The sequence below is a fragment of the Niallia sp. FSL W8-1348 genome (genome assembly GCF_038006745.1).
Taxonomy (GTDB): Bacteria; Bacillota; Bacilli; order Bacillales; family Cytobacillaceae; genus Niallia; species Niallia alba.
Genome location: NZ_JBBOVV010000004.1, coordinates 126,742 through 141,485, shown reverse-complemented (window position 1 = coordinate 141,485; position 14,744 = coordinate 126,742). Strand labels below are relative to the sequence as shown.

Sequence of the window (14,744 nt, the reverse complement as noted above, 5' to 3'; positions counted from 1 at the left end):
TCAGTCTACTATACTTGTATCAATAGAGTACACTCTATTGATATATAATTAAACTAATTAACTGAAAAATTACAGAAATGGGATGAGACTATATGAAAATTGCGAGAGGTAGAGAATTACTTACACCAGATCAGAGACTTGCTTTAATGCAAATCCCTGAAGATGAATGGGTATTGGGAACCTACTACACTTTTTCCAAACGAGATTTAGAAATTATAAATAGGCGAAGGAGAGAAGAAAATCGTTTAGGGTTCGCAGTTCAATTGGCCGTTCTTCGGTATCCCGGATGGCCATACACTCATATCAAAAGCATCCCAGATTCCGTCATACATTATATATCGAAACAAATCGGTGCCACACCATCCACGATTAGTCTTTATCCTCAAAGAGAAAATACACTTTGGGATCATTTGAAAGAAATTCGAAGTGAATACGACTTTGTAACTTTTACTCTAAAAGAATATCGAATGACATTTAAGCATCTTCATCAAGTAGCTTTGGAAAATGGTGATGCCATACATTTACTACATGAATGCATAGATTTTCTAAGAAGAAATAAAATCATATTACCTGCTTTCACCACACTTGAGAGAATGGTGTGGGAGGCAAGGGCGATGGCTGAAAAGAAGCTATTTAACATGGTTAATCAATCTCTAACAAAAAAGCAAAAAGAAAAGCTGGAAGAGGTCATTACTTCGCAGCATCCATCCGAATCCAATAAAACGATATTGGGTTGGTTAAAGGAACCACCAGGTCATCCTTCACCCGAAACATTTCTAAAAGTAATAGAACGACTCGAATACATACGAGGAATGGAGTTAGAAACGGTACAAATTAGTCATTTGCATCGCAATCGCCTGTTACAGCTATCTCGCTTAGGTTCAAGATATGAGCCTTATGCATTCCGTGACTTTCAAGAAAATAAACGATATTCGATATTAACCGTCTATTTATTACATCTTACTCAGGAGTTAACGGATAAGGCATTTGAAATTCATGACAGACAAATACTAAGTCTGTTATCAAAAGGCCGTAAGGCGCAAGAAGAAATTCAGAAACAAAACGGTAAAAAGCTAAATGAGAAGGTAATACACTTTACGAACATCGGACAGGCTTTAATCAAAGCAAAAAAGGATAAACTAGATGTTTTTGAGGTTTTGGAATCTGTTATTGAATGGAATTCTTTTGTTTCTTCTGTAGAAGAAGCTCAGGAGCTTGCACGTCCTGCTGACTATGATTATTTAGACTTACTGCAAAAACGCTTTTATTCACTTAGAAAATATACGCCGACGCTATTAAGAGTATTAGACTTTCATTCTACAAAGGCAAATGAGCCACTTTTACAAGCTGTAGAGATTATCCGAGGAATGAATGAATCTGGAAAGCGAAAAGTACCTGATGACTCACCAGTGGATTTTATTTCAAAACGTTGGAAAAGGCATTTATACGAGGATGATGGTACAACAATTAATCGTCATTACTATGAAATGGCTGTTTTAACGGAACTTCGGGAGCATGTTCGGGCAGGAGATGTTTCCATTGTTGGTAGCAGGCAATATAGAGATTTTGAGGAATATTTATTTTCAGAAGATACATGGAATGAAGCGAAGGAGAATACGAGATTATCAGTTAGTTTATCATTCGAAGATTATATGACGGAGAGAACCAAAAGTCTTAATGAAAGGTTAAAGTGGTTAGCTGCCAATTCCGTTAAGTTGGACGGAGTTTCTCTTGAAAAAGGAAAGATATCAATTGCACGCTTGGAAAAAGATGTTCCGGAAGAAGCAAAAAAATTTAGTGCGAGCCTGTATCAGATGCTCCCAAGAATAAAATTAACCGATTTACTCATGGATGTTGCTTATATAACAGGATTTCATGAACAATTCACTCATGCTTCCAATAATCGAAAACCGGATAAAGAAGAAACGATTATTATTATGGCAGCCCTTTTAGGAATGGGAATGAATATTGGTTTGAGTAAGATGGCTGAAGCAACACCCGGACTTACATATAAGCAACTAGCCAATGTATCTCAATGGCGCATGTATGAAGATGCCATGAATAAAGCACAAGCCATATTAGTAAATTTTCATCATAAATTACAATTGTCTTCCTATTGGGGCGACGGTACAACATCCTCATCGGATGGTATGAGAATGCAGCTAGGTGTTTCATCACTACATGCAGATGCAAATCCACATTATGGAACCGGAAAAGGAGCAACCATCTATCGTTTTACTAGTGATCAATTCTCTTCTTACTACACCAAGATTATTCATACTAATTCAAGGGATGCGATTCATGTTTTAGATGGTTTGTTGCACCATGAGACGGATCTAAACATAGAAGAGCATTATACAGACACAGCCGGTTATACAGACCAAATATTTGGACTGACTCATTTATTAGGATTTAATTTTGCTCCAAGAATAAGAGATTTATCAGATTCGAAATTATTTACAATAGATAAAGCAAGTGAATATCCAAAATTAGAAGCCATTTTACGTGGACAAATAAATACAAAGGTCATTAAAGAAAATTATGAGGATGTTTTGCGATTAGCTCATTCTATACGAGAAGGAACAGTTTCAGCATCCCTTATTATGGGGAAATTAGGTTCTTATTCAAGACAAAACAGCCTAGCTACAGCCTTACGTGAGATGGGACGAATAGAAAAAACTATCTTTATTCTTAATTATATTTCAGATGAATCTTTAAGAAGAAAAATACAAAGAGGATTGAATAAAGGAGAATCTATGAATGGACTGGCACGAGCTATTTTCTTCGGAAAGCAAGGAGAGCTTAGGGAACGAACCATACAGCATCAATTGCAAAGAGCCAGTGCCTTAAACATAATCATCAATGCCATCAGTATCTGGAATACTTTACATCTAACAAAAGCAGTTGAATATCAAAAACGGTCAGATAGTTTAAATGAAGAATTATTGCACCATATGTCACCTCTAGGTTGGGAACATATTAATTTATTAGGAGAATACCATTTTAATTCCGATAAAAAAGTTTCGTTAGATTCTTTAAGACCATTGAAACTTTCTTAACGTTGTTAAAAATAGAGAATTCGTCAGGAAAATAGGCTTATCGTTGTAAATCCGCATTTTCCTGACGCTACCCCTAATATCTGTTTTCTTTGTGATAAAGGCAGATTTGTAACATCGTCATTATTGGCATAAAGTACGTCAAAGACTCCATACTGAATAGGATTTGTATTTTTGGATGACATAAATCTTTCCATCATGGATTTTATCTTTATCTTATAAATTCATAATAAACAAAGTAGTTATCATTAAATTTCAATCAGAAAATTTTGTTATATCTTGTTGGTTGCTTTTTTCTCATCTATTTCATTTATTGTTGCTTGTCTTTGTCTATACTATTATTAATAAGTTTTACTTTTCCTTTTTTATTTAATTCTTCATTAATATCTTCTTTTTCCTCTATTCTTAGAAATAGTAGCCGAGTTAAGGGAATTTTAACTGTGCAGGCAGCCTGGAATGACATGAAAATAGACGAATTGTACGGCTTTGTCCCACAGGCAGTTGTTTCGTTTCCTACTGGCATAATTGTATTGTCCCACCTATGTTGACATATACAACAAGAGCTACGTAGGATGTAATAGTTATATACATGTTTATAACTCTAATAAAATCGAATTTGTCAAAATACTTAAATTTAACAAAAACACAAAGGGGGCCCCTTTGTGTTTCATCCTTACTTTGCAAAAGTATGATTTCCAATTCTCACCGTTACTTCTTTAGTTAGAATCCACTCACTTTTTGCTGTTTGGGGGTTGTAAAAATACAGGGATCCGCTCCCTTTTCCTCTATATGCTACTGCCTCATCTACTGCTCTATAATCTATAGTGGTTGGATTATTATTTATTTTTCCATTTTGGACTGGAGAAAAAGCATAATAGCCATTAGAACGTTCATAAATTACTTCTCTTATTGTATTTGGGAAAATGTCACTATCTACACGATTTAAAACTACAGTAGCTACTGCAACTTTTCCAGCATAAGGTTCCCCTTGTGCTTCGGCAAAAACCAATTGAGCTAATAAAGTTCTTTCACTTGCGGTAATTGGTTCTGGTAAACTTAATCGTTGTCCTACATGTAATTTATTATCTTTTAAATTATTCGCTATTTGTATAGATCCTATAGGAACTCCACTTTGCTGACTTATTTTCCACAGAGTATCTCCAGATTTTACTGTGTAAAGAGACGCTGCTTCTGTATTTTCTCCAAAAAAGGATGACAATAATATTACTAGAAACACAGAATATAAAAATTTATTCGATTTCATATATACCTCCTAGTATTAATGTCCACAGGAATCATATTATCAACGAAACTATCTATTTACTACCTCCAATATTTTCCCATTCACTTTAAGACGATACTATTAAGGTTTCTTATATGTGGCACATGTTTCCACTTGTACTATTACACTGTTAATAAATTACGAATCTATTTTTCTTAATCATACTTTAAGGAAAGAGCTTGACTCCCCATTTGTTTCCACGCATCTATAAAAGGACCTAATGGTTCTTTTTTGTTTTTTTCACCACTAATGGGATCATTAAAATATACAAAAGATTCATCATATCCTGTAATTAACACCGAATGTTCTTTATAGGTTATTTTTACTTTTCCATTTGGCGTCTCCCATTCTTCAAAGGATGAGTTAGGTAATTTTTTATAGGTTGTATTCGTTATTATCCAAACAGGCCTTTCTTTTGAAAGATATAATTTTAGTTCCTCAAACTGTTTTCCTGTTAGATTATCTATTTTGTTTGGTAAATACTCTTCCGCCAACTCTATTATAGGCTTATGATAAACTCCATAGCCTGGTTTGCTATAAGAATACATATCTCCAATATATCCATCATTGGGATCTCCCCAATGTATCTTTCCATTTTTAGTTGATAATGGTGTCTTATCTCTTTCTATTTTTTTAGCGAGTTCCATTTTATCCGTTTTAACTTGATAATATTGTAAGAACATTGCTAAACTAGTCACTTCACAGCCCCTAGGTAACTCAGGAAACTGTTTTATTATAGGTGCATCTAGTAAAATTTCCTTCTTAATTGTATCAACTTTTTTAGATGGTTGATTTACTTCCTTAATGATGTCCTCAACTTCTTTAGGCTCTTCTTCTCCCTTTTTCATCATAAATTCCGGTAGTGGTATATCTACAATTACTTCTTTACGTAATATCCTCTTTAGTTTGCCATTATCAATACTAAATAAAGAAAATAGTATAATTAAATATAAAGTAGTAAGAGAAATTATAACTATATTAGTTCTTTTTACAAGTAATATTATTAAAACACTTGTAATCAACAAACTTATCATAATTAAGATAATAAACTGAAGTTTCATCGCTATTCTCCTAATAAATTTATAAATTAATAACTTAGTAATTTAAGTTTATAATCAAATCATCAAAAAAGTATGGAGAAAGAATGTTATCTTAAATCTGCACAATTTCTTCAATAATGACTTCTATAATAGAAAAAAATATTATTCAAGAGAAATTAAAAAGGTGTGGAAATGACTGTGTATAAAAGGAGAATTTATAATAATGGACAAATTGCTGTTCCTAAAAAATTACAGAAACAGTTGAACTTTAATGCTGGAGACCTTTTATTTATATATATACTAGACAAATCCATCATAATAAAAGCAAACCATGATAATAAAGATTTAAATCAATGTTATTTAAGTGGAAATCGTATTTCTATACCCAAGGAAATAAGAAATATACTGGGAATAACAAGTGATACACCACTTATTATGGGTATTACAGATGATAAAAATGGAATTTTTATAAAGATTGAAATATAATGCAATAAATTTTTATCCTTCAATTTTTTCTTAATCATTGAGAAAACAAAAAAGAACACCTTAAGTGAAATCAAAACTAAGGTGTTCTTTTTTATATTACATATATCATCATTTAGGCGAAAGTTCATTTAGTTTCCTATGCAATTCCCTATTTTCATTTTCTAATTTAATGACTCTTTTATCTAATTTATTATTATTCCTATTATGACTATGTCCTCCATGACTTTTCATCATAAATAACATCATAATTGGACATACAAGTACTAGCAAAATAGATAACCATTCCATTTTTATCACTCCTTTACTTTTTATTAGAATAATGTTAAAACAAGGATTTTTTATCGAGAAATTATGAACATATTTTTAACTTTCATTTTTATTGAGTAGCTAATTTTAATGTTGCTAAATTTTCTCGCATTACCGAAAAGTAATCATCTCCTTTTTTTATTTCTTTATTTGTTAGACCTTCAATGGGATTTAATGTTAAAGATTTTGCACCAATAGTATCTTTAACTGTTTCTGCTACTTTTGGACTTACTAAAGTTTCAAATAATATATAATTTATTTGCCTTTCATTAGCAAAACTTATTAATTCTTTAAGCTTTTTAGGAGATGGCTCATCGGATGGAGAAATTCCTGTAATCGCTATTTGTTCCAATCCATATCTATTAGTCAAATAACCAAATGCATTGTGCGAAACTATTACTTCTTTTCGAATAGGATTAGATAATGCTTCAGTATATTCTGAATTTAATTCATCAAAGTTAACAGCAATTTTGTTAAAGTTCTCTTCATAAACAACTTTTCCATCTGGGTCCAGTTTAATTAGCTCTTCCTTAATAACTTCAGCTATTTGCTTAGCTCGTATAGGATCTAGCCAAAAATGGGGATCGTATGTTTTATCTTCCTGGTCTTCTTTATCATTTGGTTCCGTACTCTCACCAGTTTCTCTTAAAGTCAATAAATCAACATATTCACTAGAATTAATAATCTTTTTATCTTTCGTATCAATACTTTTTATCGTATCTGTTACCCAACTTTCATACCCAGCACCATTGTATATAAATAAATCAACTTCATTTAGATTTGCCAAATCTTTTGGTGATGGTTCATAATCATGTGGCTCAATACCCGGTTGCACAAGATTTATAACTTTAGCTCGGTCCCCTGCTATCTTAGTTGTAAAATCATATAAAGGGTAAAAGCTGGTCATTATTTTTAAACTTTCATCAGCAGTTTTTTCATTTGTGTTTTGGTTGTTATTACAAGCAGCCAAAAAAATAACCGATACAACAAACAAGATAAAAATTTTACTTTTAAACATGGTTTCTCCTCCAAGATTCAATCTTTAAAGTAAGTAATTCTAAAAAAAACATTAACCTAATTAACACTTCTTTAATCAAGTTAATGTTTAAAATAATTTAATTGTATGATTTGATTGATGATTTATATTGAAATATAATCGAGTGGGTTAACAGCATTCGATTTGGATGCATTCCACTGACCTTTATGAAGTTCAAAATGCAAATGCTGACCAAAAGATTGTCCAGTGTTCCCCATAATTCCTACTTGTTGCCCTTTGGAAACAGATTCCCCTGTCTTAACTACTCTACTATCCATGTGCGCATAAACAGTTGTATACACCTGACCATTAATTGAGTGAGAGATAAAGACTACATTACCGTAACTTGTGGAATAATAAGATCTACTAACAACCCCATCAGCAGCAGCAACAATTGGCACATCAGCACTGTTAGCAATATCTATACCAGCATGAAACTTGTTCCATCTTTCACCAAGGGTGGATGTTAATCGTCCTTGAGCTGGAGTTGTCCATACCCCTTTGGTCTTTTTAGAAACATTTGTGTTCGCTTTAATACTACTAGAAGTACTTTTTGCTTCATTTTCTTTTTTAGTAGCTACTTGAGTTTTCTTCTCAGATTCTATTTTTATAGCTTTTTCGATAGCTTCCTTTTGAGAATCAAGTAATGAATTTTGTTCTTCTAAACTTAGTTTTTCATTTTCTAAATCTTCTTCTTTGTCCTTTAGAGATTGCATAATATCATCTTTATTTTTCTTTTGTATATCTAATTCGCTTTTTAGTTTCTTTTGAGACTCGCCATAATTTTCAAGTTTCACTAACAGATCTTTTGCTTCATTTTCCTTATCTTCTAACACTTTTTTATCATCCATATGTTGTTGGATTAAATCCTGATCTGCAGTAATTATTGTTGTTACCGCACCCGCTCTATCTAAAAAATCACTAAAACTCTGTGAGCCTATTAAAACATCCAAATAGTTAATAGTCCCAATCTCTTGATAAGATCGAGCCCTTTCTTTTAACAACTCTTCGCGTTGTTTTATTCGTTCCTTAAGAGTTTTTATTTCTTCATTTAATTTTTGAATTTTTATATTTGCATTTTTTATATTTTCATCATTTTCGCGTATTTTACTATTCGTTTCTGTTATTAACATATCTAAACGTTTAATCTCATCATTTATTTTATCTTGTTCTGTTTTTATGTTATCAAGCTCTTCCTCTGCTTGTTCTAAACCATCTTGGACTTTACTACGATTTTCTAGTATATTGAGTTTTTTATTTTGTAAATCTTCCTCAGAAGATGCTAATGCAATAGAAGTTGTATTAGTTAATGCTAATGAGGCTGCAATTCCGAACGTTATAACAGATGTCTTAATCAATAATTTACTCATTCGAATGTCCTTTCTTTATCAATCTCTAATAACAAGCAAAATTATAACATCACTTTTTGTCGAATTTGGAGATGAAAAATATTACAATTATATTTCACTGTAATATTCTGATAAAATTCAAGGAGTAATTTACCACTAAGAAGTTCATAATAAAACTTTATTCACTAATATAAACGTTTGGTGAATCACACATTTAACTCCCTGCATAATTTCTTCATATAATTGGAGTATTATAAAAAATATAAAATAAATTCAGGTGACCTAATGAAAAAACTTTCCATAAAACTAGGGATTCTATTTTTCATAATCATTTTTGGCTTAGAAGCATTTATGTTTTCTTATCTTCATAGCTCTTTAGTTAATGTGAGAATTGAGGAAGAGCTATCCGCTTTACAAGCAAGGGGTAATTCTCATAGAGATATTCTAGAGAAACATTTTGAAGAAGATTCCATTAGTCACGTTATTTTAATGGAATCAGAAGCTTTAACTGATGTAGTAATTGTTAATCAAAAAGGTGATATTTTGGGAACATCTTTTGACAATAATAATTACAAAAAATATTTAATTCAGCAAAAAAAGGAACTAAAGAGTGAAGGGAAAGTTGTTGAAGATGACTGGAAAAATAAACCTTACATTATTACTTTAAGTCCGATAATGCAAAAAAATGAAACTATAGGATATGTCTATATGTACCAAGAGACAGCATCCATACACACTTTAATTGGAAGGTTAAATGAACATTTTGTTCTTGCTGGTATAATTGCGCTTCTTTTAACTTTCGTTGTGATTGTACTGCTTACTAGAGCATTGACTAAACCACTCGTAAAGATGAGGGAAGCGACTTATCAAATAAGTAAAGGAAATTTTTTAGTTGATCTTCCTAGGACAAGTAATGATGAGTTAGGTGAACTAGCAGTTTCCATAAAAGAATTAGCTAGAGACTTAAATTTCTTAAAGAAAGAAAGAAATGATTTTTTAGCAAGCATTTCCCATGAACTTAGAACACCGTTGACTTATATAAAGGGTTACGCAGATATTTCCCTAAGAAAAAATATTGAAGAAGAAGAAAAAGAAAAGTACTTACAAATTATTGTAGAAGAATCAAATAGACTTTCTTCTTTAATAGAGGACTTATTTGAGTTAGCCAAGATTGATAAAAATACATTTCTCATTCAGAAGCAACAAATAAATTTAAATGAACTTTTAGGAAAACTACAAATAAAAATGTTTCCCGCCTTTAAAGAAAAAGAAATTGATTTAACAATTTTTTGTCCTAAAACCACTTCTTTTTATGGAGACCCAGCAAGAATGGAACAAATTTTATTCAACTTATTGGATAATGCTATGAAGTATTCTCCAGTGAAGAGCAAAGTAGATGTTATGGTTAGATTCAGAAAAAAAGAAACGGAAATAACGATAAAGGATAATGGAAAAGGAATACCGGAGGAAGATCTACCTTATATTTTTAATCGTTTTTACCGTGTTGATAAATCAAGAACAAGATCACTAGGTGGATATGGGCTAGGATTATCGATTGTCCAAGAATTGGTCCAAGCACAAGAAGGAACAATAAGAGTGGAAAGTAAGCTTAATATCGGAACAACATTTATTCTAACATTTAAAAATCTTGGAGGAGAAATCAAATGAAAAGCATCTTAATTGTAGATGATGAACAGCAAATGCTTGATCTAATTGCTCTATATTTATCACCACTAGGCTATAATTGCAAAAAAATAAGTTCTGCGATGGATGCTTTACTTTATTTAGAATCGAACACCGTTGATCTTATATTATTAGATTTAATGATGCCTGATATGGATGGCTGGGAAGCATGTATAGAAATAAAAAAATACTGGGACACCCCAATAATAATGCTTACTGCAAGAACAGATAAAAAGGATGTTGTAAAAGGCTTAAATACAGGAGCAGATGACTATATATCCAAACCTTTTGATGGGGAGGAACTTGTTGCTAGAATAGAAGCAGTATTAAGAAGAAAGGGTAATAGGTTGGAATTAATACAGTTTGACGGTTTAACCTTAGATCAAGAGTCTTTTGAATTACACTATCAGATGAAGAATATACCTCTTACTCCTAAGGAATTTGCACTTATGAAGCTATTTCTCCAAAACCATAATAAGGTGTTCACAAGGGACCATCTTATACACTCCATATGGGGCCATGGCGTAGAAACAGAAGATAGAACTATAGATTCTCACATAAGAAACTTGCGTGATAAACTTAGGAAGGCTGGTTTTCCATCAGAGGAATATTTATTAACAGTTTGGGGCGTTGGATACAAGTGGATTGGAAAAGAATCTGATTGAGGGACCTTTTTATAGAGTATTTACCAGGAAACCCCTTAATTATAGCCACTGTTACTATAATTGCAAATATTATAATAGCAATTTTTGGAGTTCTTCCTAGTGCTTTTCTTACTACTATAAATATTATTTATTTTGATTTAAAATTAGCAATTATTATTTCAATAATTGGTGAATCATTAGGTGCTATAGTAAGTTTTATCTTATATCGTAAAGGATTAAATCGCTTTACTGCTAATTATAAGATAAGAAGTCACTTCTTAAAAAAGTTACAAAGCACAACTGAATCTAAAGCCGTAATACTTATAATCCTGTTAAGAATTCTTCCTTTTATTCCTTCAGGTGCCGTGACATTAACCGCAGCATTAAGTAGCATTAGAATTATCCCTTTTACTATAGCTAGTACAATAGGAAAAATCCCATCGCTTCTAATTGAAGTTTATTCCATTAATAAGGTATTCAGCATCAATTCATCTGGATGGAAAGAGACAATAATATATTGCTCACTAATCCTGTTATTAATATATATTTTAAAAGAGTTTAGAAAAAAAAGAAAATAAAGCAATAAGATGAAAAATGGAGATTAAGACACTTATCATAGAAAAAACAACAAAAATAGGCTTCCGAAAACAAGGAGCCTATTTTTGTATACTTTACATTATCCCACTTTTGTATGCCTTCCTTCTTCTATACCAGATTAATAGGACAGCGGAAATAAAGAATATCAAAGAAATTACTTGTGCAACACGTAAGTTAGTTGTAAGCATTAAGCTATCCGTTCTTAACCCTTCAATAAAAAATCTCCCAAAAGAATACCACATTATATAAACTAAAAATAGTTCTCCCTTTTTAAGGAAAACAATTCTTCTAGCAACAATTAATAAAGTAAAACCAAGAATATTCCATAAGGATTCATACAAAAAAGTGGGATGATAGTACGTACCGTCAATATACATTTGATTAATAATAATATCCGGCAAATTTAAATTCTCCAGAAAATCTCTAGTAACCTTGCCGCCGTGAGCTTCCTGGTTCATAAAGTTCCCCCAACGCCCTATTGCCTGACCTAGTATAAGACTAGGTGCAGCAATGTCAGCCAATTGCCAAAAGGATAAACCTTTCTTTTTAGCAAAAAACCAAGCCGTTAATGCCCCTCCAATAATAGCTCCATGTATGGCAATACCACCTTCCCAAATTGCAATGATATCCCCTGGATTTTCCGAGTAATATTCCCATTTAAATAAAACATAATAAAGTCGGGCACTAAGAATGGAAATCGGTATAGCCCATAATAAAAGATCCGAAAAAGTATCTTTAGGAAGACCTTGTCTTTTAGATTCTTTTGTAGCAAGAATCCAACCAAGAAGTAAACCAGCTCCAATAATAATTCCATACCAATAAACAGTGAAAGTTCCAATTTCAAAAGCGACTCTATTTAGCGGTTGAATATTTTCCACAAAGATTCACCTCGTTTAAATTTTTAGATTAGCCAAAATTTCAAATTTCCGATATTGCTTTTTTCCTTCTTATACAAAGAACATACGTAATGCTGATTGAAAATACACTTAACCAGAAAGTAAAATAGCCTATTTGCGGAATATAATTGTCTAGTACGCTGTATCTTGGCATCATTTTAAATAGGTAATCAATCACATCATTATGAAGAGTCCAAATTGCAGCAACTACTAGATGCCAACCTTTTATTTTATAGGAGTTTTTATATAATAAACCCTGGATTGCCATTGCTCCATGGGAAAAAATCAGCATGTAACTAGACCAATCTAAATAGCCTATTTCTATCAGAACTAATAAATTCATTACAACTGCCCATATTCCATATTTCAATAGTGTTACTATAGCTAGTGCCTCAAACAGAGGTAAGTTAGTTTTCAAAAATAAAGCAATTAATACAAAAACAAAAAATAAACTAGCTGTTGGGCTATCTGGAACAAAAATTAGATATTTATTAGGTGTAACTGATAGTTGGCCTCCATACCATAAAAATCCATATAATGTGCCTATAATATTAACTACTAACAGAATAAACAATGCCTTTCTATTTGTAAGTAATGAAGTAAAATTCAAATGATACACTTCCTTTCCAATAGGTTACTATCATTAATTAGCAGTAAAATGCGGCCTTTTAAAGGCCGCATTTTACCCTGTTTTATATCATTTATTCTGGCTGATTATTAGCATTTTCATCTGGAATAAAAGTAGGCTGAAATCCTTTATATTTAACCATTGTTACCATACCTGCAGAAGCATGATGTAAATCATGGCAATGGAATAGCCAATTCCCAGGGTTATCTGCTTTGAAAGCTATCTCATACTCATCTCCGGGTTCTAGATTTACAGTATCTTTAATAATTGATGCACCCTCAAGTTTTTTACCGTTTTTACTTAAAATTTGAAAAGATGTACCATGTAAATGCATAGGATGGTCTTCACCTTTAGAGTTATTCACAATCTTTACTTTTACAAGGTCACCTTCTTTAACCATAATATTTTCTGTATTAGGGAAAGCTTTTCCATTGATTGTGTAAGCCATATTATTATCTAATACTTCTGTATTTAAGTTCATTGTATATTCAACATCATACTTCTGATTTAGAGTGAACTCACCGTCTTTTGAAGAACCATAATTTGTGTATGTGAACTCTGGAAGTTCTATATCCTGATTCGGTTTGTCTGTAGATAAGGAACTACCTTCATATTGTAATTTCACTTTCATTCCAGCTGTTCCTTCCATATTTCCATGACACTCCAGATACCATTCTCCTGGGTTATCTGCTACAAACTCAATATCATACCGTTCACCTGGTGATATTGAGATTAACTGATCTTCTATTACTTCTGGGTTTTCTATTTCTTGCCCATCAACCGCAACTACATTAAATTTCTGACCATGCAAATGCATTTTGTGTGTCATATACCCAATATTAGCTAAACGGAGTCTTACCGTCTCACCCTCCTTCATTTTTAAAGGCTCAATACTCTCACCACTTTTTCCATTGATGGTAAAATGTCATACGCGCTCATATCGTCCATCGTCATGCTTCCGCCATCATTACTCGTATCCATATCCATATCCATACCTTCCATTTCATCACTTTCACCCATGTCCATACCTTCCATATCGCTCATATCCATACCTTCCTCTGGATTACTCATCCATTCGTCAAGCATTAACGTATAATCACGATCGTATGTTTTTTCTTTTGGTTCAACAATTAAGGCACCATATAGACCTTTATCAAGTTGATTAACACCGTCTTGATGAGTGTGATACATATAAGTACCAGAAATTCGGGGTGTAAACTCATAAGTAAATGTCTCACCTGGTTGTACAGCATTTTGAGTAACTCCAGGTATACCATCCATATTATTTGGAAGAACAATACCGTGCCAATGTATAGTTACAGGATCGGGAAGTTCATTTTTTAAGTTGATTTTTACTTTTTCCCCTTGCATTACACGAATTTGAGAACCTGGTACCGAACCATTAAAAGTCCAAGCATCTACACTAATATCTTTTGTTAATTGATGAGTTGCCTCTTTTGCAACAATCGTAAACTCATTCCCTTTTAAGATTTCTGTCTTAGTTGTTTCTTCTGAAGAAATCTTCTCAGCCTGTTTTTCAACATCTGCTCGATTTATACTCTCGTTTTGTTTATTGGAGCATGCTGAAAGGATTAATAATAGGAATCCAATTAATGCTAGTATTTTTAATTTCATACTCTCTCCTCACTTTCATGAATTATGATATTAAAAATAATTGAAGATTTTATGCATTTTATATGAACAAAAGTTCATAAATTTTAAACGTTATACGTTCTAGTCT

Annotated in this window: 14 protein-coding genes and 1 pseudogene; 5 read left to right on the top strand and 10 right to left on the bottom strand. The window is 32.1% G+C overall.

Annotated features, from left to right (window positions below; genetic code table 11):
• Window positions 1–92: 92 nt before the first annotated feature.
• Complete coding sequence (locus NST60_RS25555) at window positions 93–3,059, top strand: Tn3 family transposase (protein ID WP_152112362.1); 2,967 nt, start codon at window positions 93–95, stop codon at window positions 3,057–3,059.
• A gap of 23 nt (window positions 3,060–3,082) precedes the next feature.
• Here the strand turns inward: NST60_RS25555 and NST60_RS26905 are convergent, their stop codons facing one another.
• The 4 genes from NST60_RS26905 to NST60_RS25540 form a co-directional block, all read right to left on the bottom strand.
• Window positions 3,083–3,241: a hypothetical protein gene (locus NST60_RS26905; RefSeq protein ID WP_161798415.1), complete on the bottom strand. Its 159-nt coding sequence runs from the start codon at window positions 3,239–3,241 to the stop codon at window positions 3,083–3,085.
• Between the two features lie 125 nt (window positions 3,242–3,366).
• Window positions 3,367–3,579, bottom strand: a complete 213-nt coding sequence (locus tag NST60_RS25550; RefSeq protein ID WP_016204426.1) for a hypothetical protein — start codon at window positions 3,577–3,579, stop codon at window positions 3,367–3,369.
• A gap of 150 nt (window positions 3,580–3,729) precedes the next feature.
• Window positions 3,730–4,320, bottom strand: a complete 591-nt coding sequence (locus tag NST60_RS25545) for a cell wall hydrolase (RefSeq protein WP_047944574.1) — start codon at window positions 4,318–4,320, stop codon at window positions 3,730–3,732.
• 173 nt (window positions 4,321–4,493) lie between these two features.
• Entirely contained in the window at window positions 4,494–5,399 is a 906-nt protein-coding gene (locus tag NST60_RS25540) for a C39 family peptidase (RefSeq protein ID WP_016204428.1), read from the bottom strand.
• A 171-nt stretch (window positions 5,400–5,570) separates the two neighbouring features.
• Between NST60_RS25540 and NST60_RS25535 the strand changes: the two genes are divergently transcribed.
• Window positions 5,571–5,864: an AbrB/MazE/SpoVT family DNA-binding domain-containing protein gene (locus NST60_RS25535; protein WP_040344032.1), complete on the top strand. Its 294-nt coding sequence runs from the start codon at window positions 5,571–5,573 to the stop codon at window positions 5,862–5,864.
• Between the two features lie 108 nt (window positions 5,865–5,972).
• On the opposite strand, the gene NST60_RS25530 is transcribed toward NST60_RS25535, so the two are convergent.
• From NST60_RS25530 to NST60_RS25520, 3 genes are all read right to left on the bottom strand, one after another.
• The gene (locus tag NST60_RS25530; protein ID WP_016204430.1) at window positions 5,973–6,152 is read right to left on the bottom strand and encodes a DUF2933 domain-containing protein; all 180 of its coding nucleotides are present in this window, start codon (window positions 6,150–6,152) and stop codon (window positions 5,973–5,975) included.
• Between the two features lie 88 nt (window positions 6,153–6,240).
• Window positions 6,241–7,188, bottom strand: a complete 948-nt coding sequence (locus NST60_RS25525) for a metal ABC transporter solute-binding protein, Zn/Mn family (RefSeq protein WP_016204431.1) — start codon at window positions 7,186–7,188, stop codon at window positions 6,241–6,243.
• 122 nt (window positions 7,189–7,310) lie between these two features.
• Complete coding sequence (locus tag NST60_RS25520) at window positions 7,311–8,576, bottom strand: murein hydrolase activator EnvC family protein (protein ID WP_016204432.1); 1,266 nt, start codon at window positions 8,574–8,576, stop codon at window positions 7,311–7,313.
• 264 nt (window positions 8,577–8,840) lie between these two features.
• Here NST60_RS25520 and NST60_RS25515 point away from each other — a divergent pair, with 264 nt between their 5' ends.
• From NST60_RS25515 to NST60_RS25505, 3 genes are read left to right on the top strand one after another with little or no spacing between them, the layout of a single operon-like run.
• Window positions 8,841–10,223, top strand: a complete 1,383-nt coding sequence (locus NST60_RS25515; protein ID WP_016204433.1) for a HAMP domain-containing sensor histidine kinase — start codon at window positions 8,841–8,843, stop codon at window positions 10,221–10,223.
• Window positions 10,220–10,903: a response regulator transcription factor gene (locus NST60_RS25510; protein ID WP_016204434.1), complete on the top strand. Its 684-nt coding sequence runs from the start codon at window positions 10,220–10,222 to the stop codon at window positions 10,901–10,903. The genes NST60_RS25515 and NST60_RS25510 overlap by 4 nt, the downstream gene beginning before the upstream one ends.
• On the top strand, window positions 10,900–11,460 hold the full coding sequence (locus NST60_RS25505; RefSeq protein WP_016204435.1) for a TVP38/TMEM64 family protein: 561 nt from the start codon (window positions 10,900–10,902) through the stop codon (window positions 11,458–11,460). The genes NST60_RS25510 and NST60_RS25505 overlap by 4 nt, the downstream gene beginning before the upstream one ends.
• 93 nt (window positions 11,461–11,553) lie before the next feature.
• On the opposite strand, the gene lgt is transcribed toward NST60_RS25505, so the two are convergent.
• From lgt to NST60_RS25490, 3 genes and pseudogenes are all read right to left on the bottom strand, one after another.
• Complete coding sequence (gene lgt, locus NST60_RS25500; RefSeq protein ID WP_016204436.1) at window positions 11,554–12,357, bottom strand: prolipoprotein diacylglyceryl transferase; 804 nt, start codon at window positions 12,355–12,357, stop codon at window positions 11,554–11,556.
• 40 nt (window positions 12,358–12,397) lie between these two features.
• On the bottom strand, window positions 12,398–12,985 hold the full coding sequence (locus NST60_RS25495) for a DUF1405 domain-containing protein (RefSeq protein WP_016204437.1): 588 nt from the start codon (window positions 12,983–12,985) through the stop codon (window positions 12,398–12,400).
• Window positions 12,986–13,076: 91 nt separating this feature from the next.
• Window positions 13,077–14,638, bottom strand: a pseudogene (locus tag NST60_RS25490) (multicopper oxidase family protein).
• Between the last annotated feature and the right edge of the window lie 106 nt (window positions 14,639–14,744).